Below are 25,064 nucleotides of genomic sequence, written 5' to 3'. Positions count from 1 at the left end.
AGCCTTGAAGTTGGAAAGCTGACTTAATCAGCAAAGCATGACGCGGCGCACAACACCGCGTCGATATGTTTGTGCGTCGCGCTCACTTGCCAGTGAATTTGGCTGGGCGCTTTTCAAGAAACGACGCCATGCCTTCGCGGAAATCCGCTGTGCGAAACAGCGGCAGCAATTGCAGGAACACGTGATGGACGTGGTCGCCAAAGCTCTCGGACAGACCTGAGCGCATCATGCGTTTGGCAGCCTGCACTGCGAGCGGCGCATTGGCGGCAATCTCGGCCGCCACTGTATTGGCGCGCGTCATCAATTCCGCATCATCAACCACCTCGTTGGTAAGGCCCATTTCGAGGCTTTCGCGCGCCGACAGTGTGCGGCCTGTGAAGATCAGCTCGGCCGCCTTGGCCCAGCCAATCATCCTCGGCAGAAACCAGGTGCCACCAGATTCAGGTACCACGCCACGTTTCACGAAGGCCGCGGCGAATTTGGCACTCTCCGCCATGATGCGCATGTCGCAGCCGAGCGCGACGTCCATGCCATAGCCGGCGGCGGCACCATTCATGGCGCATATGGTCGGCTTCTCCATGTTGAACATCACGATCGGGGGCGCGGTCTTGAGATCGAGCGTGGTGCGGCTGTTGTTGGCGTCATTGGTGGAGCCGATGCCGGTGCCCTTGGTGGCGCTAGCCATGTCCAGCCCGGCGCAGAAGGCGCGGCCGGTGGCCGTCAGGATCACCACGCGGACTTCGGGATCAGCGTCCGCTTTCAGGAACAGTTCGCTGAGCTGCGACAGCATCTCGCGTGAGATCGTGTTCAACCGTTGCGGGCGATTGAGCGTGACGGTCGCGATGCCATGGGCGACAGAGTAGAGCACTTCGTCATCGGCTTCAGGCGCAACTGCGGTGTCGGTCGGCATCGGGCTTCCTCGGATTTTTGTGTTTTCGTTGTCCGCAGCTAAAGCTGAATGGAAATTCCACGCAAGTGGCCATGCATTTGCGCGGCTTGGCAGCGCAGGACATGTTTGCTCTACTTCGGCCACGCTGCGTCACCCGCCCAAGGTGCGATAACAAACCAAGAAAATGTCAGGGAGTTTCCATGTCCAGCCCCAATATCCGCGTCCTCGCCACCGATCTCGCATTCCCCGAAGGCCCGGTGGTGATGCCGGACGGGTCCGTCATTCTGGTTGAAATCCGTGCGCAGCAGTTGACGCGAGTCTGGCCCGATGGCCGCAAGGAAGTGGTCGCGAAAATTCCCGGCGGCCCGAATGGCGCTGCGCTCGGTCCGGACGGCAAGATGTATCTCTGCAACAATGGAGGTTTCAGCTGGGCGGCATCGCGCGGCGCCATCATGCCCGGTGCGCCGGAGCCGCATGAATATATCGGCGGCTCGATCCAGCGCGTGGACCTCTCTAACGGCAAGGTCGAAACCCTGTTCGACAAATGCGGTGCGCATCCGCTGAAGGGGCCGAACGATCTGGTGTTCGACAAGCAGGGTGGGCTCTGGTTCACCGATCTCGGCAAACGCCGGCACCGCGATATGGATGTCGGCGCGTTCTATTACATGAAGCCGGGTGCCACCGAAGTCGTCGAAGGGCATTTCGGCATGTTGCCGGCCAATGGCATCGGCCTGTCGCCGGACGAGAAGACCGTCTATGTGGCCGAGACGCCGACGGCGCGGTTGTGGGCCTTCGACGTCGGCGCGCCGGGCGAAGTGAAGCCGAGCGAGGTGATCTATCGCGGCGAGCGCGGCCGTCCCATCGCGGGCCTTGGCGGCTATCAGATGTTCGATTCTCTCGCGGTTGAAGCCTCCGGCAACGTCTGCGTCGCAACGCTGGTCGGCGGCTGCATCTCGGTGATTGCGCCGGATGGAAAATTGGTGGAACAGATACAAACTGGCGACCGCGTCACCACGAATATCGCATTCGGCGGCCCCGAGCTGAAGACGGCCTATATCACGCTGTCAGGCAAGGGCGAGCTGATCGCGATGGACTGGCCGCGCGGTGGCTTGCCGCTCAATTTCTTGAACAAGTAGCCCGAGCGCGATCAGCAAAAGTGGAAGCCGGTTTTGCGTCCGATCGCGCGTCTAGAACGAAGGAACGATCGATGCCGTGGCTTGAACCCGTTACGCTCAGTGGACCTCACGCCCGGCTCGAACCTCTTGCCAAAGATCACTGCGATGGCCTGATCGAGGCCGCCAAGTCAGGCGACCTTTCGAAGATCTGGTACACGGCGATCCCAACGCCCGAAAAGATGAGCGCCGAGATTGACCGTCGGCTCGCTCTGCAGGCATCAGGCGCGATGCTGCCATTCACGGTGAAAGATGCCGACGGCAAGATCGCCGGCATGACGACCTATATGAATGTCGATGCCGCCAACCGCCGGGTCGAGATCGGTTCGACCTGGTATGGCAAGTGGGTGCAGCGCACCGCGCTCAACACCCAGTGCAAGCTGCTGTTGCTCGGGCATGCGTTCGAGAAGCTGGATTGCATCGCGGTGGAATTCCGCACGCATTTCTTCAACCACCAGTCCCGTCGTGCCATCGAGCGGCTCGGCGCCAAGCAGGACGGCATCCTACGCAATCACCAGATCGCGCCGAACGGCACGCTGCGAGACACGGTTGTCTATAGTATCTTGCCCGGCGAATGGCCGACGGTGAAGGCGCATCTGACCTATCAGCTGGACGAGAAGCCGCGCTGACGATCAGCCGGCGGTGCGTCGCTTGCGGGCAGGTGGATAAATCCGGTCAATCAGGCGATTGCAATAATCGGGTGTCGGTATTTGTTCGCTGAACAGCGCGCGATAGATGATCGGCGCCACCACATGGTCGATCACCTCGTCGATGTCGAACGGCGTCTCGCCGCGCGCTTTGGCGCGTGCGTTAAGGGTGGTGAGGTGATCGCAGGTGAAGCCCGCGCAGGCGCTCGGCAGTCCCTCCTTCAGGGCCGACAACACGTCCCGCATCAAGGCCTGGCCGACCGGGGACGACATCTCTTCGGCATATTGCTCGATGAAGGCGCGCAGATCGCTTTCGACCGCGCCGGTGTCGTCGGGATCCGCGATCGGCCGCAGCCGCGCCACGGCGACGTCGGCAAGCAGCGCGGACAGATCGCCCCAGCGTCGATAGATGGTTGACGGCGTCACGCCAGCCTCGGCAGCGATTTGCGGCACGGTGATCTGGTTTCGGGTGGAAAGAGCCCCCAATTTGCGGACAGCATCATGCACGGCGCTCTGTATCCGCGCGCTGCGTCCACCAATCCGGACCCGTTCTTTCACCGTCACTTTGTTCTCCGGCAGTCTTGCATCTGTAAAAAATGAGATTCTTAACGCAAAATATTTGCATTAAGGTCTCGGGCAACCTAAATGCCTAATGCAACTATTTAGCTTTTAGGAATGAGCTATGCAAGGCAGTGCCGAAAAGGCGTGTGTTTCCAATGCTCAAGCATCACCAGCCAGAGCCGGTTGGGTGTTGAAGCCATCGGCCATGACGGCATTCAGTTTTGCCGGGGCCGCGCTGGTCGCAGCCAGCAGCAGCGCGGTGACGCCGCTGTACCGGCTCTACCAGCAGTCGATGCATCTCTCGCCATTGATGATCACGCTGGTATTCGCGGTCTATGCGATCAGCCTGCTGGCGGCGCTGCTGACGGTCGGCGGCCTGTCCGATTATGTCGGACGCCGTCCGGTCATTCTCGGCGGTCTGCTACTCAATGCCATCGCGATGGTGCTGTTCTCTTATGCCAGTGACGTCGGGCAATTGATCCTCGCGCGTGCCGTGCAGGGCCTGTGCGTCGGCACGGCGACCACGGCGCTCGGCGCGGCAATCCTTGACACCGACCGCAAGCGTGGACCCTTGCTCAACAGCGTGACAGCCTTTCTTGGCCTGATGGTCGGCGCGCTCGGCGCGGCGGCGCTCGTCACCTTCGCGCCCGATCCGTTGCATCTGGTCTATGAGGTTCTATTCGGGCTGACGGCCGTGATGATTGTGCTGCTGTTCATGATGCCCGAGACCGTGTCGCGCAAATCGGGTGCGCTGGCCTCGCTGCGGCCGCATGTGCGCGTGCCCAGCCAATCGCGCGCCGCGCTGCTGCGCGTTGCACCGGCCACCGTCGCCACATGGGCGTTGGGCGGCTTCAGTCTGTCCTTGATGCCCACGGTGGTCGCGACAACGATGGGCGTCTCCGCGCCTTGGGTCGGCGGCGTCGTGGTCGCGACCCTGATGCTCGCTGCAGCACTGACCGTGGCCGCCCTTCGGCAGCTTCCGGCGCAGCGGTTGCTGGTGATTGGCACGGCCGCACTGTCGCTGGGCGTCCTCGTCTCGCTGCTCGGCATCTGGCAGCACAGCGTTGCGATGCTGTTTGCCGGTTCGGTGATCGCAGGTTTCGGCTTCGGCGCGACCTTCGCCGGCTCGCTGAGCACGCTGCTGCCGACCGCCGAGGCGCATCAGCGCGCCGGTTTGCTGGCGGCGTTCTATGTGTTGTCCTATCTGGCCTTCAGCCTGCCGGCACTCGCTGCAGGCGTGGCTGTGCCATATGCCGGACTGGCCGTCGTGGCCTATGTCTATGGCGCCGTGGTCATCGTGCTCGCGATCATGTCGATGATTGCGTCGCTGCGCGGTGAACGCTGACGGTCAGACAGCGTCCGGCTGATACAACGTATCCACTGTCACCGTGCCGACGACGCGCGAGACGCAGGGACAGATCTTCGTATTGCCGCTCTTCTGGTGATCGCTGAAGAAGACGTCGCGATGATCGATTTCGCCGTCGACGGCGAGAACGTCGATGGCGCAGACCCCGCATTCGCCGCGTTCGCAGTCCGACATCACCTCGAAGCCGGCCTCGTTGAGCGCTGCCAGCATCGAGCGGCTTTGCGGCACTACGATCTCCGCGCCGCTGCCCTTCAGCCGAACGCGAAATTCCGTAGTTGGCAGGAGACCGCTGGAGCCGAAGGTTTCATAGCGCAGATCAGCGGGGGCGCGTCCGGCGGCGTTCCATTCGCGCCGGGCTGCTTCCAGCATGCGCATCGGGCCACAGAGGATGACGATGGCATCGTGAGGCAAGGCAGCAAAGGTCGCGGCGAAATCCAGTCGTGCGCCTTCATGGCTGGCGTGCACCGTCAGGCGGTCGCCGAGCAGCGTCGATAGTTCATCGAGATAGGCGGCTTCGCTGCGAGCCTTCACCGCATAATGCAGCTGCAGATCGATGGCTTTGCTGTGGAGCGCTGCGGCAATGCCGGTGATCGGCGTGATGCCGATGCCGCCAGCGATCAGGCAGTATGTCCCACGATTCCAGTCGATGTCGTAGAGCGATGACGGGCTGGAGATCTCCAGCCGCGCGCCGACTTGCAGTGCCCACATGGCTTTGGAGCCGCCGCGGCTATCCGGTGCCAGCCGCACAGCGATACGCAGCAACTCGTTGCTGCGTTCTCCCACCAGCGAATAGGATCGCGTCTGTGGCTGGCCGTCGATCAGGAGGCTGACATTGATGTGGCTGCCGAGAGGGTAGGACGACAGCGGTGTATCCGGCTTCAGCGTGATCTCGCGAATGTTCGGCGCCACATTGCGCGTGGCCTCGACGCGGCATCCCATCCAGTGTTCTGCAAAACGCATGAAGGTCTCCGTCAATCCGCCGGTGTCGAGGTCAGCAATGCCAGTGCAGGCAGCAGATCGAGATGATTGCGATTGCGCAGTGCCAGCCGCAGATTGCGCACGGCAAGCCGCGCATGCTCACGCATGATCGCCTCGGCGCGTGCTCCTTCGCGATTCTCGATGGCGTCGACGACGATGCGGTGATGTTCCTGGCCGATCAGCAGGATGTTGTGCGCTTCCGGCAGCGCTGACTGCGCCATCACGAAGGCGCTGGGCGAGGCAAAGGGCATCGCCGAAACACGATCTATCTGCCGGATCACCGGCGCGCTGCCGGAAAGGTCGGTCAGCAGCGCATGGAAACGGGCGTTCATGGTGACATAGGCGGAGAAGGCTTCCACCGAGATCGGATCCTGGCGCACCAACTGATCCAGATCGGACAGGCATTCCTTCAACGGTTCGAGATTGCGCGCGCTGGCGCCGCGCTCGGCGGCGAAGCGGGCTGCGAGGCCTTCCAGCGTACCGCGCAGTTCGATGGAGTCGAGAATGTCGCGCTCGGAAAACGCCTTCACCATGAAGCCGCCGGAGGGGATCGCCTGCAGCAGACCCTCATCTTCCAGACGCACCAGTGCGAGGCGCACCGGCGTGCGCGAGACGCTGGTGATTTCCACAGCCTGCAATTCGCTGATGCGCTCGCCCGAGCGCAGCGTGCCGGACAGGATCATGTCGCGCAGTGCGAGCTGCGCACGCACGGTCTGCGAGACGGAGCGTTCGGTATCGCGTTCGCTCATGATTTTACTCTGCCGCCTGCAGTTTGGGTGGCGTGCTTTCCTTCGCCACCATGCGGTCGATGACCCGTCGGCACCACATCGCGCCGGCATCGATATTGAGGTTGTAAAAGACGCGATCGGGGTTCTCGTTCATCGCCTTCTGCTGCGCTTCGAGAATGATTTCGTCCTCGCGGAAAATACCCGCGACGCCTTCGCGGATTTCCGTGGTGATCTTCTGCTCGGTGATGCGGTGGTTGCGCACAAAGGCCCAGAAATAGTGGCAGGTGGTCTCGGTTTCCGGCGTCATGGTGTTGAGCACGAAGCCATTGACGCCCTGCGAGCGATCGCCTTCCGGCGCGCCGGTTCCCGCCGGTGCGACGCCGACGTCGATATTCACCGTGCTCGGCGCCTGGAAGTGGATGATCTGCCAGCGATCGACGGGGCCAGGCTTGCGCAACTGCGCGGCCCAGAATGGCGGCGCCTCAATGCCCTTCATCCAGCGCGTCACCGTCACGGTCTTGTCGCCATGGGTGACATCGAAAGGAGATTCAGCGACGTCGTCCTGACCGATGCTGGAGCCGTGCACGAAAGTTTCGTGGGTGAGATCCATCAGATTGTCGACCACGAGGCGGTAGTCGCACTTCGCGTGAATCGTCTTGCCGTCGCCGGCCCATTCCGGATCGTCATTCCAGTGCATGTCCGGCACTAGTGCCGGATCTGCCAGCGCCGGGTCGCCCATCCACAGCCAGATGAAGCGATGCCGCTCGACCACGGGATAGGAGCGCACGCAGGCGGAGGGATTGATGGTCTCCTGCGAGGGCATGAAGGTGCAGCGGCCCTGCGCGTTGTATTTCAGGCCGTGATAGCCGCAGACCACAGTGTCGCCCTCGAGGCGTCCCTTGGACAGCGGCACCAGCCGGTGCCAGCAGGCATCCTCCAGCGCGCTGACGCCGCCATCGGAGCGTCGATAGATCACCACATGCTTGCCGCAGATCGTGCGCGGGAAAAGCTGGTGCTTGATGTCGGCATCCCAGGCGGCGGCGTACCAGGCGTTCAGCGGGAATGAAGCGGGCATCGTATTCCTCCGTGGCGCAGTTCTTGAGTCCTGTCTGTATACAGGTCTGGCGTTTGAAGGGACGATACCTCAATAAAACGGGAATTAGAACCAGTTTATGTATACTGGAATTGGAAAACATCTGCGGAATAGGTATTAAAAAACCGCCCCTGAGGGCGGTTTTCCGTGAAGGCTGTATACCTCGATGGTGGATCAGACTTCCCGTCTGTTCAAAAACGCCAGCCGCTCGAACAGGTGCACGTCCTGCTCGTTCTTCAACAGCGCACCATGCAGCGGCGGGATCAGCTTGCGCGGGTCGCGCTCCCGCAGCATCTCCGGCGACATATCCTCATTGACCAGCAGCTTCAGCCAGTCGAGCAGTTCCGACGTCGATGGCTTCTTCTTGAGGCCGGGCACGTCGCGCACCTCGAAGAAAATACGCATCGCTTCGGCGACGAGGCGATGCTTGATGCCGGGGAAGTGGACCTCGACGATCTGGTTCATGGTGTCGATGTCAGGGAACTTGATGTAGTGGAAGAAGCAACGGCGCAGAAACGCGTCGGGCAATTCCTTCTCGTTGTTCGATGTGATCATCACGATCGGGCGCTTTGCCGCCTTGATGGTCTCGCCGGTCTCGTAAACATGGAATTCCATGCGGTCGAGCTCGAGCAGAAGGTCGTTCGGGAATTCGATGTCAGCCTTGTCGATTTCGTCGATCAGCAGCACCGGTCGCTCTGCATGGGTGAAAGCTTCCCACAGCTTGCCGCGCTTGATGTAGTTGCCGATGTCTGAAACGCGGGGATCGCCGAGCTGGCTGTCGCGCAGGCGCGAGACGGCATCGTATTCGTAGAGGCCTTGCTGCGCCTTTGTGGTCGACTTGATGTGCCAGGTCAGCAGCGGTGCGCCCAGCGCCTTGGCGACTTCCTCGGCCAGTACAGTCTTGCCGGTGCCAGGCTCGCCCTTCACCAGCAGCGGGCGTTCGAGCACGATAGCGGCATTGACCGCGACCTTGAGATCATCGGTCGCGACATAGTTTTCGGTGCCGGTAAATTTCATGGAGACTTTGCCTTGTTTCTTCTTGTCGCGCGGACGCGCGCCGCCGAAAATGATGGAATCGCGGTAGGCGATCGCAGAGTGAGGGGATGCGACGTCAGCGCCGGATCAGCGACAGGATGACGAGCACGATCACCGCGCCGATGGTGGCGTTGATGATGTCGCGGATCGCCCCAACGCCAAGGCTCACACCCAGGCGCGGCAGCAGCCAGCCAGCGACCAGTGCGCCGATGATGCCGATGACGATATTGCCGAGCAGGCCGAAGCCGGCGCCACGAACGATCAACCCGGCCAGCCAGCCAGCAATGGCGCCGATCAGCAATGCTGCGAGAATTCCCATGGATCAATCCTTCGCGGGCGACATCAAGTGACGCGCCATTCCTGTTGTGATCATCAGCCGTCGGCCAATTTGGCCAGCCGGCACGTTTCCGGGCGAAGTTTAATTGAATTATTGGTCAGGTCCAGCCACCATTCCGGGCACTTCGCGGGACCTTTTGCGATGACGAAGAACATATCATGGCGGGGAAAAGCCAGACGGTCTGGCGGCAATTGGCGGATCAGCCGTTGTGCGAAAAGCCCGCGCTGAAATATTCGCGTTGCAGCGCCGAATTGGCGACAACGCAATCTCGACCACGTCGTTTGGCCTCGTAAAGCGCCAGATCGGCCTCGCCGACCAGGACGGCTTCGTTCGAGGTCAGGCTGTTCCGGCTGGCGACGCCGACGCTGATCGACAGGTGGCCGCGGGTTGATGCCATATTTGGAATCTCCAATGCCCTGACTCGAAGACGCAGGGCTTCCGCGATAGTGATCGCATCGGCCTCGGATACGTCCGGCAAAACGATGGCGAACTCCTCGCCGCCATAACGTGCGGACAATGCCGGCGTATTGATCGTGGCATCGGCAATGACGGCCGCGACGCGTTTGAGGCATTCGTCGCCGGCCTGGTGGCCGTTGCTGTCATTATAGCCCTTGAAGTTGTCGACATCGATCAAAAGCACCGACATCTCGTCGTGCTGCTCAAAGACGCGGCGCAGAAAGCCGTCGAGTGTGCGGCGGTTGGCGAGCCCCGTCAGCCCGTCAGTGGTCGCGAGTTCTGCGAGCTTTGTATTCAACGACGTCAACTCGTCCTGCATGCTTTTTCGAAGGGTGACGTCGCGCAGCACGCCTACGATTTCGACCTTGTCGCGATCGATCTCGCGGGTGGCCAGTTTGAAGTTAACCTCCACCCAAGCGAGTGAATGGTCGTCACGATAAGTTCGAAAAATCACGGTGCGGTTCGCTGTGAGATCTTTCAATTGCGCGCTGGCCGCCTTCACGGCTTCCACATCCTCCGGGTGCACCAGTTCGAAGCAGGAGCGCCCGAGCAGATCTTTCGGATTATGCCCCAAAACGAATTCGACCGAATGCGAGACGAAGACGATATTTCCAAAGCGATCGAGCAGGATAATAACATCGGCGATGTTGTCGGCGAGCAGGCGATAGCGGGACTCGCGCTCGCGGAGCGCGTGTTCCATGTTGAGCCGGAAGCGAAACTGGGTCGATAGCAGGGCGGCGAGCAGGATCACGGTGCAGAGCAGGACTGAAGCAACGATAACGTCGGAGAGCAGATTGCTCTTCCATATCGCCAACACCTGATCTTCCGGAATCGCGACTGTGACGATCAGCGGATACTGCGTGGTTTGCTCGTAGCTGAAATATTTGGTGATGCCGTCGAACGGTGAATCGATCTTGTAGAAGCCTGCCAGACTCTGTTTCAGACGGGTCTGAATGAGCTGAGTTCCGGAGAGGTCCTTCCCAATTTCCATCGATGGCCAGTGAATCAGCAGTATGCCGTCGCTTCGGATCAGGCTGATGCCGCCGCTCTCGCCGATCTGGAATGTTTTGTAGAAATCGCTGAAGTACTGGTTGTCGATCGCGCCCGTCAGTACACCTTTGAAGCTGCCGTCGGGGCCGTCGATCCGCTTCGACAGGATGATTGATGTACGGCCGGTTAGCCGCGACGTGATGGGGGCGTTGATCCTGATATTGGAGTCGGTGTGGTCGCGATGATAAATGAAATAGTCGCGGTCGGAATTATTGTGCGTTGGCGTTTCCGGCAGCGAGGAATAGCGCCAGTTCCCAAGCGTATCGAATACACCGATTTCGCGCAGCTGTGGCAGTGCATTCGCCGTGTTGGCCAGAAACGTGTTGAAGCGATCCGGCTGCGGGTTTTGGTACTTCAGCAGATCCGCCATCCCGCTCATGGCGATGTCGATGGCCTGTATCGAGCGCGAAGCATGTTCGACCAGCGAATGTGCGAGGTTTCGACTGTCGGTTTCGCTTTGCGCCAATACGGTCTGGCGGGCATCGAGCGCCTTCCAGACGACAAGCCCGAGCACGCACGCGCTCATCGCCAGCACGAACAGCGTGACGATCACACCCGGCGCGGAGAGTCGGCTCGGCGAACTGCTGGTCAGTGTCGTGGGTACGGTCATTCGTTTCAATGTTGACAGCAAAACAGGCCATCACCATGGCCGTCGTTGCTTTCACGATAGCTAAGAATGCCCGCCGATGGCGGGACACCGCGCTGCGTGGTTACTGACGCCGGAATTGTTGAAACAAATACCTGCAATCTGACAACGATTGCTTCACCATGCCGCGGAGCGGAATTCGCCCCGGTTTGACTGACAAATCTCGCTTATTCCGGATATGCGCCGCGATGGCGCACCACGGAGCCGTGTAACCTTCTACCGCATCCGGCCCTTGACGGACGCGGGTGGTCGGGCAATCTGTCAATCATGTTCTTGCAATTCTTCACATCGCTGCGCGATGCGCAGGTCCCCGTGACCCTGCGCGAATATCTCACGCTGATGGAGGCTCTCGACGCCGACCTAGCGGATCAGTCGGTAGAGAATTTCTACTATCTGTCCCGTGCAGCGCTGGTGAAGGACGAGCGCAATCTCGACAAGTTCGATCGGGTGTTCGGGACGGTCTTCAAGGGGCTTGAGAGCCTGCTCGACGCTATGGAAAAGGCGGAGATTCCGGCCGAGTGGCTGAAGAAGCTCGCCGAGAAATATCTCACCGAGGAAGAGAAGAAGCAGATCGAGGCCATGGGCTGGGACAAGCTCATGGAAACCCTGCGGAAGCGCCTTGAGGAGCAGAAGGAACGCCATCAGGGCGGCAACAAATGGATCGGCACCGCCGGGACCTCACCGTTTGGCGCCGAAGGCTACAATCCTGAAGGGATCCGCATCGGACAGGAGAAGAGCCGCCACCGGCGCGCGGTGAAGGTCTGGGACAAACGCGAGTTCAAGGATCTCGACGGCAATGTCGAGCTTGGCATCCGCAACATCAAGGTGGCGCTACGCCGTCTGCGCAAGTTTGCCCGCACCGGCGCGCCCGATGAGCTCGATCTCGACACCACGATTCGGGAGACCGCCAATCACGGCTATCTCGACGTCCATATGCGGCCGGAACGGCGCAACGCGGTCAAGGTGCTGGTGTTCTTCGATATCGGCGGATCCATGGATTCGCATATCGAGCAGGTCGAGGAACTGTTTTCGGCGGCGAAGAGCGAATTCAAGCACATGGAGTATTTCTACTTCCACAACTGCCTCTATGAAGGCGTGTGGAAGCAGAACAAACGTCGCTTCACGGACCGCACGCCGACTTGGGACGTGCTGCACAAATATGCCCATGACTACAAGATCGTGTTCGTTGGCGATGCCTCGATGTCGCCTTACGAGATCATGGTGCCCGGCGGTTCGGTCGAACATGTGAACGAAGAGTCCGGCTCGGTCTGGCTGGAGCGCATCACGCAGACCTATCCGAATGCGGTGTGGCTCAATCCTGTCGCCAAGCGGCACTGGGATTACTCGGAGTCCACGACCATCATTCGGCGACTGTTCTCGGAACGGATGTATCCGCTGACGATTGAAGGTCTCGAAGGTGCAATGAAGGAACTGGTGCGAAAAGCATGACGCAGACGATTACCCGCGGCTACAAGGCGCTGCTCGACGAAGCCAACGCGCAGATCGAGACCATGAGCGTCGAGGACGTAATGAAAGCGGCGGAAAGCCCGGATGTGGTCATCGTCGATATCCGCGATCCCCGCGAGATCGAACGCGAAGGCAAGATCCCCGGCTCGTTCTCCTGCACCCGCGGCATGCTGGAATTCTGGATCGATCCGGAAAGTCCCTATGGCAAGCCGATCTTCCAGGAAGACAAGAAGTTCATTTTCCATTGCGCCAGCGGCTGGCGCTCGGCGCTGGCGGCGAAGACGGCGGCCGATATGGGCCTGAAGCCGGTGGCGCATCTGGGCGGTGGCTTCACCGCCTGGCGCAATGCAGGCGGCGCGGTCGAGAAGGTCGAGCCGAAGGCCAAATCATAACACCGTCTTCACACGCGGGCTGGACCCGCGTGCCCGTCTTTCTTTCCGAAGAGATGGATTGCCGGATCAAGTCCGGCAACGACACCTGAAATGGGCAACGCAGGAACGAGACTATGACATCCAGCACTGATCCTCTCGTCTCGACCGAATGGCTCGCCGCGCATCTCGGCGATCCCAAGGTGAAGGTCATCGATGCGTCGTTCAAGATGCCAGGCGTGCTGCCGCTGCCGGTTGATGATTATCTGGCGGCACACATTCCCGGCGCTGTGTTCTTCGATGTCGATGCGGTCTCCGATCACTCTGTGTCGCTGCCGCATATGTATCCGGATGCCGACCAGTTCGCGCGCGACATCGCCGCGCTCGGCATTTCCTCTGATGATACGGTCGTCGCCTATGATGCCGGTGGCTGGGTCGCGGCACCGCGGGCGTGGTGGATGTTCCTCTCTTACGGCCACGCCAATGTGAAGGTGCTCGATGGCGGGCTGAAGAAGTGGAAGGCCGAAGGTCGCGCGACGGAAACCGGAAAGTCGTCACCGAAGCCTGGCACTTTCAGCGCCGCGCTCGACAAGTCGTACATCCGCAGCAAGGCGCAGGTAGTTGCCAATCTGGATTCGCGCAAAGAGCAATTGATCGATGCGCGTGCCGCCAATCGCTTCGAGGGAAGTGTCCCTGAACCGCGCGCCGGCATTCGCTCCGGTCACATCCCCGCCAGCCGCAACCTGCCTTACAACCTGTTGTTCGACGCTGCGACCGGCACGATGAAGCCGCTCGAAGAATTGCGCCAAGCCTTCACCGGCACGGGGCTCGATCTGGACAAGCCCATCGTCACCACATGTGGCTCGGGCGTATCTGCGGCGGTGTTGACGCTGGCGCTTTATCGTCTCGGCGTGCGCGGTTCAGCGCTCTATGACGGCTCGTGGTCGGAATGGGGGCAGCCCGACGGTCCGCCCGTCGCGACCGGACCGGCGTAACCGGGGTCGAGGTCAGCGCGCGATCGGCAGTCCGAACGGGTCGGCCGGCTGTGGAGCAGCAGCCACAGGCCGAGCGGCCACACGCCGCTTTTTGACGACGATGCGCTTCTTCACGATCTTCTTGGCGGGCTCCGCAGCAGGCTTCGCTTTCGGCAGTGGAACCGACTCGGTATCGATGGGCGGTCCGCCCAGCATCGCAATTTTCGTCGAAGCCAATTTTGCATCATCGTCGGTCAGCGTGGCCGTCGGCTGAGGCCCTGCTGCTACCTCTGTTGCGGCGGCTGGTGCTGGAACGACGGCAGGCTCGGGAGGAGGGGCAGCAACTGGTTCGACGGAGGTCGCAGGTGCGACGGCAACCGTCGTTAGAGGATCCCGCTCTTCGATCTTCGTTGCTTCCGACTTCGTTGCGACTTCAGGCTTCGGCGTCGCCGCCACCACCGGGGCAGTAATCTCGACAACCGGTGCGGCCGGCGTCGACAAGGGCGCGGCGGTCTCGGGCAAGGCGGTCTTTTCCGGCTCCGCAGGAGCCGCGATGGGGGGCACTTGTTCTGCCGCCGATGTCACGGAAACCGCTGGCGGCGCGACAGTCTCAGGGGTGGGGGCTGGTGCCTCGACGCGCAGCATGGCCAATGTCGGCGGAGCTTCGACGGGCGGCTGCGCAAAGACGGCCTGCGGCGCGCGCCTGGTCGGAATGGTCGCGAATTCCTGATGGGCAGAGCGCAGCAGGGCTGCGGCGCCAAGGCCGAAGACCACCAACGAGACTGTGAGCAGGACGGCTGCGAACAGAAATCGGAAACCCGGAAGCATGAATGGCAGTTCCGCCTTCGGACAGACCGTGGAAGGCTTTCGAACGACGGGGACGCGGTGACAACACTGGAAGCGGCCCGTTCCGCAGAATCGGCTGCCGCCAAAGCGTCGCGAATCAGGACCATTTGAGGATAACGCACGGCCTCAGGAACCGTTTGTTAAAAAGTGAGATGCACAACTGAGGACGCATTCCTGAGCAGTGATTTCAGCGGAGGTGAGGCAAGATAGCCACGCCGGCGTGTGATCTCGCGAATATGACCGAAATGGGAAGCTTTTTTCCGGAATTGTCTTGAATGCGCCGCTATCCTGCGCGATCTCACAGCATGTTCCGGTTTTTGCTTGAGCTTATACAAGGGCAATGATGATCAAGCGTGTTTTGACGACATTGGCGACCGTGGCTCTCGGTAGCGTCGCGGGTCATTCGCTCGCGGTGGCGCAGGGCTATCCTGTGGGCACGCCAAGCGGTTATTCGATCCCGGCCGACCCCAATTATCCCCCGGGCGGCTATCCGGCCAATTCACGCGCCGATCGCGCGCTGGACGCCATGCCGGATTTTGATGCGCTCGACGAAGATGACGCGCCGCCCTCTCGCGGTGGCCGGCCGATGACGGGGCTGTCCGCGCCCGGAATTGCGCCCCAAAGCCCGGTGATGTCTCCGGACGATCCGCGCTACGGTCGCCCTGCTGGTGCTGCCCCGGTTTATTCCGATCGCGGCATGCCGCAGGGCCCGGTCATGTCGCCCGACGATCCGCGTTACGGTCGTCCGATGGCGCCGCCCGCGGTGGTCTATTCGAACCGTGGCAACGGCGATGGCGCAGTGCGTCCGCCTGAAGGCATGGGCGGGCAGGGTGCCCCTGTGACCGGCTCGGTGCAGGGACAGGGTCTGGGCGCCAATGGCAGCTCCGTGATGGTGGCTTCATTGCCTCCGGAAGATCAGCCGGAAACCGGTCCGGCGCAGTTGCCGCCGCAGTTCCGCCGGCAGGAAGTGAATTTCGTGACGAAGGAGCCTGCGGGCACCATCGTCGTCGATACGCCGAACTTCTATTTGTACTATGTGCTCGGCAACAACCGCGCGATGCGCTATGGCGTCCGTGTCGGCCGCGATGGTTTCACCTGGAACGGTGTGCAGAAGATCACTCGCAAGGCGGAGTGGCCGGATTGGCATCCGCCGACCGAGATGATCGAGCGTCAGCCTTATCTGCCGCGCTTTATGGCGGGTGGCGAAGGTAATCCGCTCGGTGCCCGCGCGATGTATCTCGGCTCGACGGTCTATCGTATTCACGGCACCAACCAGCCGTCGACTATCGGCAAGTCCGTGTCGTCGGGCTGCTTCGGCATGCTCAACGACGACGTCTCGGATCTGTTCGAGCGCGTCAAGGTCGGCACCCGCGTGGTGGTGATGCCAGGCAAGGCTCCGGCAACGACCGCCTCCGCGCAGCCCGTGCCCGGCCCGAGCGCCAGCGCTGCTCCAGCGCCGCTGCCCGGTACCCAGCCGACATCGGTTCAGCCGCTACCGGCTCCGGTCAGCATTCGCTGATTTCTTTCAGCTGATTTCGAGAAAACGGGCGCTGTGTAATCACACGGCGCCCGTTTTCTTTTGCGCAGTGAGCGCTTGCGTCAGTTGAGCTTGCGGACGGGGGCGCTGTTCAACCAGCCGCCGATGCCCTCGATCATCTCCGCATAGATCCGCTTGTAATTTTCGGCGGTGACATAACCGAGATGCGGCGTGATTACGATGTTGTCGAGTTTGCGCAGCGGACTGTCGAGCGGCAGCGGTTCGTGGGAATAGGTGTCGATGCCGGCACCGGCAATTTTCCCGGCTTGTAGCGTCTCAAGTAGCGCCGCTTCGTCGACGATCGGGCCGCGTGCCGTGTTGATGAGATAGGCGGTTGGTTTCATCCGCGCGAGATCCGCCCGGGAGACCAATCCGCGCGAACGGTCGCTCAACACCAGATGGATGGTGATGACATCGGCGGTGGCGAACAGTTCTTCCTTGGTGGCGTAGGTGACGCCGGCTTTTTCGCAGGCCTCGGGCGTCAGATTGGTGCTCCAGGCAATCGTCTTCATGCCAAGCGCGCGGGCAATGCCGGCAACCTGACTGCCGAGCTTGCCGAGGCCGATGATCCCGAGCGTCTTGCCTTCGATGTCCTCGCCGATTGTCACCTGCCAGGGCTTGCCGGCCTTCATGCGTGCGTTTTCAAAGCCGATCTTGCGGGTCAGTTCCAGCATCAGGCCGATGGTCAGGCCAGCCGTCGGATTGCCCACCATCGCGGTACCGCAGACGGTGACGTCATGAGCCTTCGCGGCCTCGAAATCGATCGCGGCATTGCGCATGCCGGAAGTGATCAGCAGCTTGAGTTTCGGCAGCGCCTCGAACATCGCGCGGGGAAACGGCGTCCGCTCGCGCATGGCGCAGATGATTTCGAAATCCTTCAGCGCTGTGGCTGCCTCGTCTGCCGACGCGAATGGCTTGTCGAAGACCGTGACCTCGATGCGATCGTCAAGCACGCTCCAGTCGCCGAGTCTCAAGGCCACGTTCTGATAGTCGTCGAGAATTGCACAGCGCAGCCGCGTCATGGGATCGTCCATCCGGTGTGGTGATGACGGTGTTGAAGCCGTCAGGGGATGGACACATTGCGCGCCTCGCGGGCGTGCGCAAGCGTCTGCATCGTCGGCGGCAGTGCGATCAGCTTAATGTGAGGGCGGGACCGGCGCGGACGGGTCCTTGGCGCGACAGGCAGGGCCCGGGCCGCGCATGTAATGCTGCTCGGGCCGGTAAGGATCGAAGGCGGCGACGAAGAACAGCTGCCAGAACGTCCGGATTTCGTGGAGTAGGCCTGGGCGCGCCGCGCGGGTTTCGGCGGCGGCTGAAGAGGGGACTGATGTAATGATCGCCATGACGAGGCTCCGCCTGTCTGCTCGCGACTTCAGTCGCGAGGGGCATGATTGATCGCCCTGGGAGCACTCTTGGCGGAAGTCGTTAAAAAGCGGTTTTAATTGTCATAATGGCTGCCTCGAAGAAGTGCAGAGTTACCAAATCCTTAAGACCCCCGGTTGCCCTTTCGGGGCCACGCCGCTACATCAGCGACAACCCATTTTTCACGCCCGCGACGGTTTTCAAGGATCACGATGGCTCGCCAATTCGTCTACTTCATGCAGGGTCTGACCAAGGCCTATCCGACCCGCAAGGTGCTGGATAACGTCCATTTGTCGTTCTACCCGGACGCCAAGATCGGCGTGCTCGGTGTCAACGGCGCCGGTAAGTCGACGCTGCTCAAGATCATGGCGGGCCTCGACAAGGAATACACCGGCGAGGCGTGGGTCGCGCAGGGCGCGCGCGTCGGCTATCTCGAACAGGAACCGCAGCTCGATGCGTCTTTGAACGTCCGCGAGAACGTGATGCTTGGCGTCGCCAAGCAAAAGGCTGTTCTCGATCGCTATAACGAGCTGGCGATGAACTACTCGGAAGAGACCGCTGACGAGATGACCAAGCTGCAGGACGAGATCGAGGCGCAAGGTCTCTGGGATCTCGACAGCAAGGTCGACCAGGCGATGGATGCGCTGCGTTGTCCGCCTGACGATGCCGACGTCACCAAGCTCTCTGGCGGTGAACGCCGCCGCGTCGCGCTCTGCAAGCTACTGCTTGATGCACCCGAACTGCTGCTGCTCGACGAACCGACCAACCATCTCGACGCCGAGTCCGTCTCATGGCTGGAAGGCCATCTGCGCAACTATCCCGGCGCGATCCTGATCGTGACCCATGATCGCTATTTCCTCGACAATGTGACGTCCTGGATTCTCGAACTCGATCGCGGCCGCGGCATTCCCTACGAGGGCAACTACTCGTCCTGGCTGGTGCAGAAGCAGAAGCGCCTGGCACAGGAAGGCCGCGAGGACGCAGCCCATCAGAAGACGCTGGAACGCGAGCAGGAGTGGATCGCCTCGTCGCCCAAGGCCCGTCAGGCCAAGTCGAAGGCGCGCTACCAGCGTTATGACGAGCTGCTCAAGAAGGCCAGCGAGAAGCAGACCCAGGGTGCGCAGATCACCATTCCGGTGGCCGAGCGCCTCGGCGATAACGTCGTCGACTTCGAAGGCCTCACCAAGGCCTATGGTGATCGCGTGCTGATCGACGATCTGACCTTCAAGCTGCCGCCCGGCGGTATCGTCGGCGTCATCGGCGCCAACGGTGCCGGCAAGACGACGCTGTTCAAGATGATCACCGGCCAGGAGAAGCCCGATAGCGGCACGATCACCGTCGGCGAGACCGTTCATCTCGGTTATGTCGATCAGTCGCGCGATGCGCTCGACGGCAAGAAGACCGTGTGGGAGGAAATCTCGGGGAATAACGAACTGATCCTGCTCGGCAAGAAGGAAGTCAATTCGCGCGGCTACTGCTCGTCATTCAACTTCAAGGGCGGCGATCAGCAGAAGAAAGTCGGCGCATTGTCGGGCGGTGAGCGCAACCGCGTGCATCTCGCCAAGATGCTGAAGTCCGGCGCCAACGTCCTGCTGCTCGACGAACCGACCAACGACCTCGACGTCGACACGCTACGTGCGCTGGAAGAGGCGCTGGAAGACTTCGCCGGTTGCGCTGTGATCATCAGCCATGACCGCTGGTTCCTCGACCGTATCGCGACCCATATGCTCGCTTTCGAAGGCGACAGCCATGTCGAATGGTTTGAAGGCAACTTCCAGGACTACGAGAAGGACAAGATGCGTCGTCTCGGGCAGGATTCGATCATCCCGCATCGCGTGAAATACAAGAAACTGACGCGCTGAGGAGAACTCTCAAATGGCCGACTGGAGCGCGCAGCAGTATCTGAAGTTCGAGGACGAGCGAACCAGGCCGGCACGGGATCTGCTCGCGCAGATTCCGCTTCTCGATGCCCGCAAGGTGGTCGACATCGGCTGTGGCCCCGGCAACTCGACGGAGCTTCTGGTCAATCGCTGGCCCGACGCATCGGTCATCGGTGTCGATACGTCGGCCGATATGCTGCGGCAGGCGCGGGAACGTCTGCCCGCGCAGACTTTCATTGAAGCCAATATCGCCCATTGGGTGGCGCCGGCCGGCTCCGATGTCTTGTTTGCCAATGCCGTGTTTCAGTGGGTGCCGGATCACATCAAGCAGCTGAAACGTCTGGTCACTGCATTGCCGCAGGGCGGCGTGCTGGCTGTGCAAATGCCGGACAATCTCGACGAGCCCTCGCACATCCTGATGCGCGAGGTCGCCTATCTCGAGCCGTGGCGTGCGCAGCTCTCAAAGGCTGCGGAGCTGCGTGACTCGCTGCCGAAGCCCGGCGCGTATTACGATGCGCTGCAGCCGCTGTGTTCCCGCGTCGAGATCTGGCACACCGTCTACAATCATGCGTTGGCCGATGCCGCCGCGATCGTGGAATGGGTGAAGGGCACCGGGCTGCGTCCGTTCGTCGATCCGCTGGAGCCGCCGGAGCGCAAGGCTTACATCGCTGGGTATACCGCGCGCATCGCCGCCAGCTATCTGCCGCAGGCGGATGGCAAGGTTCTGCTGAAATTTCCGCGGATCTTCATTGTCGCTGTCAAATAGCTGATGCGGCCAGTTGCCGCGCATTCACGACATCATCGCGTCCAGAGCGCGCCGTTATAAGATCGGCGCTTCCATTGCATTCCGATTCGACCCATAGCGAGCCCCCCATGTCCATGACGCCCGAAACGCCATTGCCGCCCAGAGGAAAAGGCGGGGCGATGCGACCGATTCCGGCGCTGATCTTTGGCTCGCGCTGGCTGCAGCTGCCGCTCTATATCGGCCTGATCGTGGCGCAGTGCGTCTATGTCGTGCTGTTCCTCAAGGAGCTCTGGCACCTCATCGCACACTCGTTCGACTTCAGCGAACAGCAGATCATGCTGGTCGTGCTGGGTCTGATCGACGTTGTGATGATTTCCAACCTGCTGGTGATGGTGATTGTCGGTGGCTACGAGACCTTCGTGTCGCGGCTCAATCTGAACGGCCATCCGGATGAGCCGGAATGGCTCAGCCACGTCAATGCCAGCGTGCTGAAGATCAAGCTGGCGATGGCGATCATCGGCATCTCCTCGATCCATCTGCTGCGCACCTTCATCGAGGCCGGCAATCTCGGAAGCACCAGCGCACGCACGACGAACTACACCGAGGTGGGCGTGATGTGGCAGACCATCATCCACATCGTGTTCATTCTCTCGGCCGTTGGCATCGCCTATGTGGACAAGCTCTCGAACGGAGTTGTTCCGCATTCGTCAGAAAACGGTCGCGGCAAGCAGGGCCATGGAGGCCACGCGCATTGAAATTGAAGCCGGGCATGTGGACGACACTGCGACCGCTCTCAGTCGTCGTCATCCTGTGCCTGATAATCGGGCCGGTTCCGTTGCTTGCTGCACCTGACGCCGGCTTCACCACCTTCATTGCTTCGCTCTGGCCTGAAGCCCAACAGGCGGGCGTCTCGCGCAAGACCTTCGATGAGGTCACGCGCGGGCTGGAGCCGGACTACAAGCTTCCGGATCTCATTCTGCCCGGCCGTCCTGCGACTGGCGCGCCGTCGCAGGCGGAATTCGTGCAGGTGCCCGCGGATTATGTGAAGGAAGCCAGCATCATCCGGCTGGCCGGCGAAGGGCAGCGGCTGCTGCAGAAGCATCGCGCGACACTCACCGCCATCGAGCAGCGCTTCGGCGTGCCGGCAACAATCATTCTGGCGATCTGGGGGCGCGAGACCGATTACGGTCGGTATGCGTTGCCCTATGACGGCATTCGCGTGCTGGCGACGCAAGCCTATGTCGGTCGCCGCAAGGACCAGTATCGCGGCGAGTTCATCGCGGCACTGAAGCTGATCGAGCGCGGCGACGTATCGCGCAAGGATCTGCGCGTGTCCTGGGGCGGCGCGACGGGGCTCACGCAATTCCTGCCGTCGGAACTGGATAAGCACGGCGTCGATTTCGACGGCGACGGCCGTGTCGATATCTGGAAGTCGGTGCCGGATGCGCTGGCATCAGCGGCGCAGCAACTCACGAACAAGGGTTGGCAGCGCGGTCTGCGCTGGGCCTATGAAGTGCGTGCGCCGGCCAATGCCGACTGTACGATGGGTGTGCCAGAAGTCACCCGGCCGATTGGGGAGTGGATTCGTGCCGGCTTCATTCCGGTCCGTGGCGAGAAGCTCAGCGCGGCGGAGCAGGCGCAGCCGGCGTCGCTGCTACAGCCGGAGGGGATCTATGGCCCGGCCTTCCTGACGACGAAGAACTATTTCGTCATCAAGGAATACAATTTCTCCGATCTCTATGTGCTGTTCGTCGGCCATCTCAGTGATCGAATGGCCAATGCGCAGCCCTTTGCAACGCCGTGGTCGGCATCGAACCAGTTGCGCAGCACCGATGTCGAGGCCATGCAGCGGCACCTGACGAAGCTTGGTCTCTATGCCGACAAGATGGACGGTAAGGCCGGCATGAAAACGCGTGCCGCGCTCGGAGCCTATCAGAAGTCCGCGGGTCTCAAGGTCGATTGCTGGCCCAGCGAGACGGTGTTGCGGGCGATGAACGCGCGATAATCAGCCTTTCGAATGGCTAACGAAAAACCCGGCCGCGTGAACGGCCGGGTTTTGAATTTGAGAGGCCGCACGAATACGCGGCCTTCAGATCAGATCAATCGCAAACTTCGACCGGACGCGAACGCCAGACGCCGCGATATTCGTCCCAGACGCGCTGGCGGACGACACGGCATTCCGGTTCGACATACACCGGAGCGGGGGCGTAGCCGTAGCCATAGGCCGGAGCCGGACGGCTGGCTGCAATGGCGCCACCGAGGAGAGCGCCACCGATCAGGCCACCGGCAACGCCAGCGGCGATGCGGCCACCGTCGGCCTTTGCGGCAGGCGCAACAGCAACCAGCGAACCGGCAACCGTCGCGGCGGCGAGCAAGGCGGAAATCGTCTTCTTCATCTCAAGTCTCTCCAGAAGGGCGCCGCAAGCGACGCACGGTTAAAGGTCTACTCACGCTGCGATTCGAACTGACGGTCTCACTTAGAAGCGCCCAACCGTCAATTCGATGTAAACGTTAGCCAGTCAATGATCCGAAAAAGCGGTTTTTTCGGGCCATTGCAAGCATCACGCACTGGAAATGTCGTAGGTTTCCGATGCGTAACAGGAGATCACAGTGATCTCAGAGATCACATGATCCTGCGATCTCAGCCGCACACGCGGACGCGGCGAATGCGCCAGCCATAGCCGTCCCAGAAACGCTGACGTTGCCAGAAACAATCGCCGTAATAGCCCGGGCCGGCCACATAGGCAGGACGGCCGTAATAGCCGTAGCCGGGACCGTAATAGCCGGGACCATAGTATCCCGAACCGGCAGCGATCGCGCCGCCAAGCAGGGCGCCGCCAATCAGACCTGCAGCCACCGCGCCACCGCCGCCATGTCCACGCCAGTGCTGCGCGCTTGCCGATGTAGGAGCCATGGCGGAAACGGCCAGGGTGGCAACGGCGGCAATGGCCATCAGAGTTTTCTTCATGGCATTCCCTTTCTCAATCGGGCTTCGCTCACACATAGCGCTGCCTGACGCGAAAAGTTTCATACTTCACTTGAATGATCAATGAACGGGACCGCGCGATCCAGGTTACATCTTGATATTAAAGCCATTCCGGACGGAGGTCCGCGACCCCCCAAGGGCATGCCGCGCTGCAGGCGGTTACTGGATAGGGGCATCTGTCGGCTAGCCGTCTTCCGATCATGGCGCTTGCGAGCGCTCAGACGAATTTTAGATTCGTTCCAATTTCTTCCATGCGATCAGTAGTTTGGAATAGCTTCAAAGTCGGCGTTTTCCTTTTGCATCGGGGCGGCCTCTTACATATCCAAGAGGGGTCCTGACCTGCGAGTTCGCCTTCATCTCATGATCGTTTGTTCCTGCAACGTCTTTTCCGACCATGATGTCCGTAGTGCCGTTGCCGGAGCGCGTCCGCCGCGTACGCCGGGGCAGGTCTATGGATGCCTCGGTTGCAGCGCCCAGTGCGGACGGTGCGTACGGACGATCAAGAAGATCATGGACGAAGCGCTGGGCGCCTGTGCCAAGTCCTGCTGTGCCGGCTGCCCGCATACGGCGGCCCATGGGCAGTCTCACACCGAGACTCATGCGCATATCGAACTGGCAGATATTGCCTCGATCGAAGCGGCAGCCTAAGCACTTATAAATTCAACAGCTTTCCAGCTTTTCCACGCTCCTTGCCGAATTGAGCAAAGAAGGGTTGTCCTGTCAGTGAATCTGATTTAGAAGCATTCTAAATTCAGACGAGGGCCTGTTCAGACGGGTTCAGCAGACAGGAGAACATCATGAAGGGCGACCCGAAGGTCATCGAATTCCTCAACAAGGGCCTGCGCAGCGAGCTCACCGCGATCAGCCAGTATTGGCTGCACTTCCGGCTCCTGAATCACTGGGGCTTGGTCGACATGGCCAAGATGTGGCGCAAGGAATCCATCGAAGAGATGAATCACGCGGATCGTTTTACCGATCGCATTCTCTTCCTGGACGGCTTCCCGAACATGCAGGTTCTCGATCCGTTGCGCATCGGCCAGACGGTCAAGGAAATCATCGAATGCGATCTGGCCGCCGAAATCGGTGCCCGCACGCTGTATGAAGAAGCCGCCACCTATTGCCACGGCGTCAAGGATTACGTCTCGCGCGATCTGTTCGAAAAGCTGATGAAGGATGAGGAAGGCCACATCGACTTCCTCGAAACCCAGCTCGACCTGATCGAGCGGATCGGCATCGATCTCTACACCCAGAAGCACATGGGTGGCCTTGAGAGCGAGTTCTAAGCCTGGATCTTTGCGGTGTCTCAATAGACGCCGGACAATGTCGTCCGCCCCTGTTCTGGCAGGGGCGGTTTCGGCATATCGCATTTCGCGAATGCCGCGCGGATCGCCGCAGTCGATCCCTCCAGCGGATATTCGACGGCCGTTCGGCCCCCGTTGATCGACCTGATCCGGACGTACAACGTCTTCGCACCGGCAAGCTCGCTGACGAAGGTCGCGATCTCTGCCCTGTCTTCGATGACGATGATCTGGTTTCCCCGCACCACCCGTGAGCCGACGTCGTCGTGACCAGGTTTTCCATCGAAGCGATAGCCGAGCACCGTGTTGCGGTTGCTGCCGATCTTGAAATCAAAGGCGAAGCGGATCAACGGCGCGCCATCGATGCATGTCAGCAGCAATGACGAGACGCGTGGAAAATCCACATTGCTGTTTGACGCTTCGGCAAAGACATAGGCGCTGGGCAATTCGGCCCCGGTAATGCGGTCGATTTGGTGCGGGATCAGCCATTCGCCCGCATAGGTTTCGTCCCGCTCCGTTACGAACGGATCACGCACGCAGCCGCCAAGCATGAGGCCCGCGACTGTCATCAGCTGGATCAACGCAACGCCATGCACAACGCTCTCCCCAAGCGTCGTGATTATACAACCTTAAGTGATAATTT

27 protein-coding genes are annotated in these 25,064 nt (G+C 61.0%); 13 read left to right on the top strand and 14 right to left on the bottom strand.

The annotated features are described in order from the left end of the window. Nucleotides 1-82 precede the first annotated feature (82 nt). Nucleotides 83-910, bottom strand: a complete 828-nt coding sequence (locus tag HP556_RS12705; RefSeq protein WP_175367230.1) for an enoyl-CoA hydratase/isomerase family protein — start codon at nt 908-910, stop codon at nt 83-85. Between the two features lie 179 nt (nt 911-1,089). Here HP556_RS12705 and HP556_RS12700 point away from each other — a divergent pair, with 179 nt between their 5' ends. Together HP556_RS12700 and HP556_RS12695 are read left to right on the top strand one after the other, a co-directional pair. Beyond that, nucleotides 1,090-2,025, top strand: coding sequence for an SMP-30/gluconolactonase/LRE family protein (locus HP556_RS12700; protein ID WP_175367229.1), 936 nt, complete (start codon nt 1,090-1,092; stop codon nt 2,023-2,025). A 71-nt stretch (nt 2,026-2,096) separates the two neighbouring features. After that, entirely contained in the window at nt 2,097-2,690 is a 594-nt protein-coding gene (locus tag HP556_RS12695) for a GNAT family N-acetyltransferase (protein WP_175367228.1), read from the top strand. 3 nt (nt 2,691-2,693) lie between these two features. On the opposite strand, the gene HP556_RS12690 is transcribed toward HP556_RS12695, so the two are convergent. Then, the gene (locus HP556_RS12690; protein WP_175367227.1) at nt 2,694-3,272 is read right to left on the bottom strand and encodes a TetR/AcrR family transcriptional regulator C-terminal ligand-binding domain-containing protein; all 579 of its coding nucleotides are present in this window, start codon (nt 3,270-3,272) and stop codon (nt 2,694-2,696) included. 202 nt (nt 3,273-3,474) lie between these two features. On the opposite strand from HP556_RS12690, the gene HP556_RS12685 reads away from it, so the two are divergent. Then, nucleotides 3,475-4,614 (top strand): MFS transporter, encoded by a 1,140-nt coding sequence (locus HP556_RS12685; RefSeq protein WP_175367226.1) that lies wholly within the window; start codon nt 3,475-3,477, stop codon nt 4,612-4,614. Nucleotides 4,615-4,617: 3 nt separating this feature from the next. Here the strand turns inward: HP556_RS12685 and HP556_RS12680 are convergent, their stop codons facing one another. From HP556_RS12680 to HP556_RS12655, 6 genes are all read right to left on the bottom strand, one after another. Continuing rightward, entirely contained in the window at nt 4,618-5,595 is a 978-nt protein-coding gene (locus tag HP556_RS12680) for a PDR/VanB family oxidoreductase (RefSeq protein WP_175367225.1), read from the bottom strand. 11 nt (nt 5,596-5,606) lie between these two features. Next, nucleotides 5,607-6,362, bottom strand: coding sequence for a GntR family transcriptional regulator (locus tag HP556_RS12675; RefSeq protein ID WP_120289000.1), 756 nt, complete (start codon nt 6,360-6,362; stop codon nt 5,607-5,609). A 4-nt stretch (nt 6,363-6,366) separates the two neighbouring features. After that, a complete protein-coding gene (locus HP556_RS12670; protein WP_068732211.1) occupies nt 6,367-7,416 on the bottom strand; it encodes an aromatic ring-hydroxylating dioxygenase subunit alpha in 1,050 nt (349 codons plus the stop codon). Between the two features lie 192 nt (nt 7,417-7,608). Further along, nucleotides 7,609-8,451, bottom strand: a complete 843-nt coding sequence (locus HP556_RS12665) for an AAA family ATPase (RefSeq protein WP_068732213.1) — start codon at nt 8,449-8,451, stop codon at nt 7,609-7,611. A gap of 94 nt (nt 8,452-8,545) precedes the next feature. Next, nucleotides 8,546-8,788, bottom strand: coding sequence for a GlsB/YeaQ/YmgE family stress response membrane protein (locus HP556_RS12660; protein ID WP_068732215.1), 243 nt, complete (start codon nt 8,786-8,788; stop codon nt 8,546-8,548). 217 nt (nt 8,789-9,005) lie between these two features. Continuing rightward, on the bottom strand, nt 9,006-10,922 hold the full coding sequence (locus tag HP556_RS12655) for a diguanylate cyclase (RefSeq protein WP_175367224.1): 1,917 nt from the start codon (nt 10,920-10,922) through the stop codon (nt 9,006-9,008). A 303-nt stretch (nt 10,923-11,225) separates the two neighbouring features. Here HP556_RS12655 and HP556_RS12650 point away from each other — a divergent pair, with 303 nt between their 5' ends. The 3 genes from HP556_RS12650 to sseA all read left to right on the top strand — a co-directional run bounded on the left by HP556_RS12650 (nt 11,226) and on the right by sseA (nt 13,788). Beyond that, complete coding sequence (locus HP556_RS12650; protein ID WP_068732219.1) at nt 11,226-12,407, top strand: vWA domain-containing protein; 1,182 nt, start codon at nt 11,226-11,228, stop codon at nt 12,405-12,407. After that, nucleotides 12,404-12,817, top strand: a complete 414-nt coding sequence (locus HP556_RS12645) for a rhodanese-like domain-containing protein (RefSeq protein WP_175367223.1) — start codon at nt 12,404-12,406, stop codon at nt 12,815-12,817. Before HP556_RS12650 ends, HP556_RS12645 begins: the two co-directional genes overlap by 4 nt. A gap of 113 nt (nt 12,818-12,930) precedes the next feature. Next, on the top strand, nt 12,931-13,788 hold the full coding sequence (sseA, locus tag HP556_RS12640; protein ID WP_175367222.1) for a 3-mercaptopyruvate sulfurtransferase: 858 nt from the start codon (nt 12,931-12,933) through the stop codon (nt 13,786-13,788). A 12-nt stretch (nt 13,789-13,800) separates the two neighbouring features. On the opposite strand, the gene HP556_RS12635 is transcribed toward sseA, so the two are convergent. Then, nucleotides 13,801-14,595: a hypothetical protein gene (locus HP556_RS12635; protein ID WP_175367221.1), complete on the bottom strand. Its 795-nt coding sequence runs from the start codon at nt 14,593-14,595 to the stop codon at nt 13,801-13,803. A 358-nt stretch (nt 14,596-14,953) separates the two neighbouring features. Between HP556_RS12635 and HP556_RS12630 the strand changes: the two genes are divergently transcribed. After that, a complete protein-coding gene (locus tag HP556_RS12630; RefSeq protein WP_175367220.1) occupies nt 14,954-16,132 on the top strand; it encodes a L,D-transpeptidase family protein in 1,179 nt (392 codons plus the stop codon). An 80-nt stretch (nt 16,133-16,212) separates the two neighbouring features. Here HP556_RS12630 and HP556_RS12625 read toward each other — a convergent pair whose 3' ends face one another. Both HP556_RS12625 and HP556_RS12620 read right to left on the bottom strand, forming a co-directional pair. Further along, on the bottom strand, nt 16,213-17,172 hold the full coding sequence (locus HP556_RS12625; RefSeq protein WP_175367219.1) for a D-2-hydroxyacid dehydrogenase family protein: 960 nt from the start codon (nt 17,170-17,172) through the stop codon (nt 16,213-16,215). Nucleotides 17,173-17,286: 114 nt separating this feature from the next. Further along, complete coding sequence (locus tag HP556_RS12620) at nt 17,287-17,493, bottom strand: hypothetical protein (RefSeq protein WP_175367218.1); 207 nt, start codon at nt 17,491-17,493, stop codon at nt 17,287-17,289. A gap of 231 nt (nt 17,494-17,724) precedes the next feature. On the opposite strand from HP556_RS12620, the gene ettA reads away from it, so the two are divergent. From ettA to HP556_RS12600, 4 genes are all read left to right on the top strand, one after another. Continuing rightward, nucleotides 17,725-19,374 carry an energy-dependent translational throttle protein EttA gene (ettA, locus tag HP556_RS12615; RefSeq protein ID WP_089267386.1) on the top strand — a complete coding sequence of 550 codons (1,650 nt, stop codon included), beginning with the start codon at nt 17,725-17,727 and terminating at the stop codon, nt 19,372-19,374. A gap of 13 nt (nt 19,375-19,387) precedes the next feature. Then, the gene (tam, locus tag HP556_RS12610; RefSeq protein WP_175367217.1) at nt 19,388-20,158 is read left to right on the top strand and encodes a trans-aconitate 2-methyltransferase; all 771 of its coding nucleotides are present in this window, start codon (nt 19,388-19,390) and stop codon (nt 20,156-20,158) included. Between the two features lie 107 nt (nt 20,159-20,265). After that, nucleotides 20,266-20,892: a TIGR00645 family protein gene (locus tag HP556_RS12605; RefSeq protein WP_175367216.1), complete on the top strand. Its 627-nt coding sequence runs from the start codon at nt 20,266-20,268 to the stop codon at nt 20,890-20,892. A 14-nt stretch (nt 20,893-20,906) separates the two neighbouring features. Next, on the top strand, nt 20,907-22,142 hold the full coding sequence (locus HP556_RS12600; protein WP_175367215.1) for a lytic murein transglycosylase: 1,236 nt from the start codon (nt 20,907-20,909) through the stop codon (nt 22,140-22,142). 94 nt (nt 22,143-22,236) lie between these two features. Here HP556_RS12600 and HP556_RS12595 read toward each other — a convergent pair whose 3' ends face one another. Both HP556_RS12595 and HP556_RS12590 read right to left on the bottom strand, forming a co-directional pair. After that, a complete protein-coding gene (locus HP556_RS12595) occupies nt 22,237-22,533 on the bottom strand; it encodes a hypothetical protein (protein WP_068732235.1) in 297 nt (98 codons plus the stop codon). A gap of 245 nt (nt 22,534-22,778) precedes the next feature. After that, nucleotides 22,779-23,105 carry a hypothetical protein gene (locus tag HP556_RS12590; protein WP_093760596.1) on the bottom strand — a complete coding sequence of 109 codons (327 nt, stop codon included), beginning with the start codon at nt 23,103-23,105 and terminating at the stop codon, nt 22,779-22,781. Nucleotides 23,106-23,483: 378 nt separating this feature from the next. On the opposite strand from HP556_RS12590, the gene HP556_RS12585 reads away from it, so the two are divergent. Further along, the gene (locus tag HP556_RS12585; RefSeq protein WP_068732239.1) at nt 23,484-23,771 is read left to right on the top strand and encodes a (2Fe-2S)-binding protein; all 288 of its coding nucleotides are present in this window, start codon (nt 23,484-23,486) and stop codon (nt 23,769-23,771) included. A gap of 149 nt (nt 23,772-23,920) precedes the next feature. Further along, nucleotides 23,921-24,406, top strand: a complete 486-nt coding sequence (gene bfr / locus HP556_RS12580; RefSeq protein WP_068732242.1) for a bacterioferritin — start codon at nt 23,921-23,923, stop codon at nt 24,404-24,406. Between the two features lie 20 nt (nt 24,407-24,426). On the opposite strand, the gene HP556_RS12575 is transcribed toward bfr, so the two are convergent. Then, entirely contained in the window at nt 24,427-24,990 is a 564-nt protein-coding gene (locus tag HP556_RS12575) for a hypothetical protein (protein WP_175367214.1), read from the bottom strand. Nucleotides 24,991-25,064: the final 74 nt, after the last annotated feature.

The sequence above is a fragment of the Tardiphaga robiniae genome (assembly GCF_013359755.1).
Lineage (GTDB): Bacteria > Pseudomonadota > Alphaproteobacteria > Rhizobiales > Xanthobacteraceae > Tardiphaga > Tardiphaga robiniae.
This window is presented reverse-complemented; position numbering and strand designations above follow the sequence as displayed.

What these genes read in the sequence shown, in the direction of transcription:
- bfr (WP_068732242.1), top strand. Translation starts at nt 23,921, where the DNA reads ATGAAGGGCGACCCGAAGGTCATCGAATTCCTCAACAAGGGCCTGCGC.
- HP556_RS12585 (WP_068732239.1), top strand. Translation starts at nt 23,484, where the DNA reads ATGATCGTTTGTTCCTGCAACGTCTTTTCCGACCATGATGTCCGTAGT.
- HP556_RS12645 (WP_175367223.1), top strand. Translation starts at nt 12,404, where the DNA reads ATGACGCAGACGATTACCCGCGGCTACAAGGCGCTGCTCGACGAAGCC.
- HP556_RS12670 (WP_068732211.1), bottom strand. Translation starts at nt 7,416, where the DNA reads ATGCCCGCTTCATTCCCGCTGAACGCCTGGTACGCCGCCGCCTGGGAT.
- HP556_RS12620 (WP_175367218.1), bottom strand. Translation starts at nt 17,493, where the DNA reads ATGGCGATCATTACATCAGTCCCCTCTTCAGCCGCCGCCGAAACCCGC.
- tam (WP_175367217.1), top strand. Translation starts at nt 19,388, where the DNA reads ATGGCCGACTGGAGCGCGCAGCAGTATCTGAAGTTCGAGGACGAGCGA.
- HP556_RS12600 (WP_175367215.1), top strand. Translation starts at nt 20,907, where the DNA reads ATGTGGACGACACTGCGACCGCTCTCAGTCGTCGTCATCCTGTGCCTG.
- HP556_RS12595 (WP_068732235.1), bottom strand. Translation starts at nt 22,533, where the DNA reads ATGAAGAAGACGATTTCCGCCTTGCTCGCCGCCGCGACGGTTGCCGGT.
- HP556_RS12605 (WP_175367216.1), top strand. Translation starts at nt 20,266, where the DNA reads ATGTCCATGACGCCCGAAACGCCATTGCCGCCCAGAGGAAAAGGCGGG.
- HP556_RS12655 (WP_175367224.1), bottom strand. Translation starts at nt 10,922, where the DNA reads ATGACCGTACCCACGACACTGACCAGCAGTTCGCCGAGCCGACTCTCC.
- HP556_RS12705 (WP_175367230.1), bottom strand. Translation starts at nt 910, where the DNA reads ATGCCGACCGACACCGCAGTTGCGCCTGAAGCCGATGACGAAGTGCTC.
- ettA (WP_089267386.1), top strand. Translation starts at nt 17,725, where the DNA reads ATGGCTCGCCAATTCGTCTACTTCATGCAGGGTCTGACCAAGGCCTAT.
- HP556_RS12700 (WP_175367229.1), top strand. Translation starts at nt 1,090, where the DNA reads ATGTCCAGCCCCAATATCCGCGTCCTCGCCACCGATCTCGCATTCCCC.
- sseA (WP_175367222.1), top strand. Translation starts at nt 12,931, where the DNA reads ATGACATCCAGCACTGATCCTCTCGTCTCGACCGAATGGCTCGCCGCG.
- HP556_RS12625 (WP_175367219.1), bottom strand. Translation starts at nt 17,172, where the DNA reads ATGACGCGGCTGCGCTGTGCAATTCTCGACGACTATCAGAACGTGGCC.
- HP556_RS12650 (WP_068732219.1), top strand. Translation starts at nt 11,226, where the DNA reads ATGTTCTTGCAATTCTTCACATCGCTGCGCGATGCGCAGGTCCCCGTG.
- HP556_RS12660 (WP_068732215.1), bottom strand. Translation starts at nt 8,788, where the DNA reads ATGGGAATTCTCGCAGCATTGCTGATCGGCGCCATTGCTGGCTGGCTG.
- HP556_RS12695 (WP_175367228.1), top strand. Translation starts at nt 2,097, where the DNA reads ATGCCGTGGCTTGAACCCGTTACGCTCAGTGGACCTCACGCCCGGCTC.
- HP556_RS12575 (WP_175367214.1), bottom strand. Translation starts at nt 24,990, where the DNA reads ATGACAGTCGCGGGCCTCATGCTTGGCGGCTGCGTGCGTGATCCGTTC.
- HP556_RS12590 (WP_093760596.1), bottom strand. Translation starts at nt 23,105, where the DNA reads ATGAAGAAAACTCTGATGGCCATTGCCGCCGTTGCCACCCTGGCCGTT.
- HP556_RS12675 (WP_120289000.1), bottom strand. Translation starts at nt 6,362, where the DNA reads ATGAGCGAACGCGATACCGAACGCTCCGTCTCGCAGACCGTGCGTGCG.
- HP556_RS12685 (WP_175367226.1), top strand. Translation starts at nt 3,475, where the DNA reads ATGACGGCATTCAGTTTTGCCGGGGCCGCGCTGGTCGCAGCCAGCAGC.
- HP556_RS12635 (WP_175367221.1), bottom strand. Translation starts at nt 14,595, where the DNA reads ATGCTTCCGGGTTTCCGATTTCTGTTCGCAGCCGTCCTGCTCACAGTC.
- HP556_RS12680 (WP_175367225.1), bottom strand. Translation starts at nt 5,595, where the DNA reads ATGCGTTTTGCAGAACACTGGATGGGATGCCGCGTCGAGGCCACGCGC.
- HP556_RS12665 (WP_068732213.1), bottom strand. Translation starts at nt 8,451, where the DNA reads ATGAAATTTACCGGCACCGAAAACTATGTCGCGACCGATGATCTCAAG.
- HP556_RS12630 (WP_175367220.1), top strand. Translation starts at nt 14,954, where the DNA reads ATGATGATCAAGCGTGTTTTGACGACATTGGCGACCGTGGCTCTCGGT.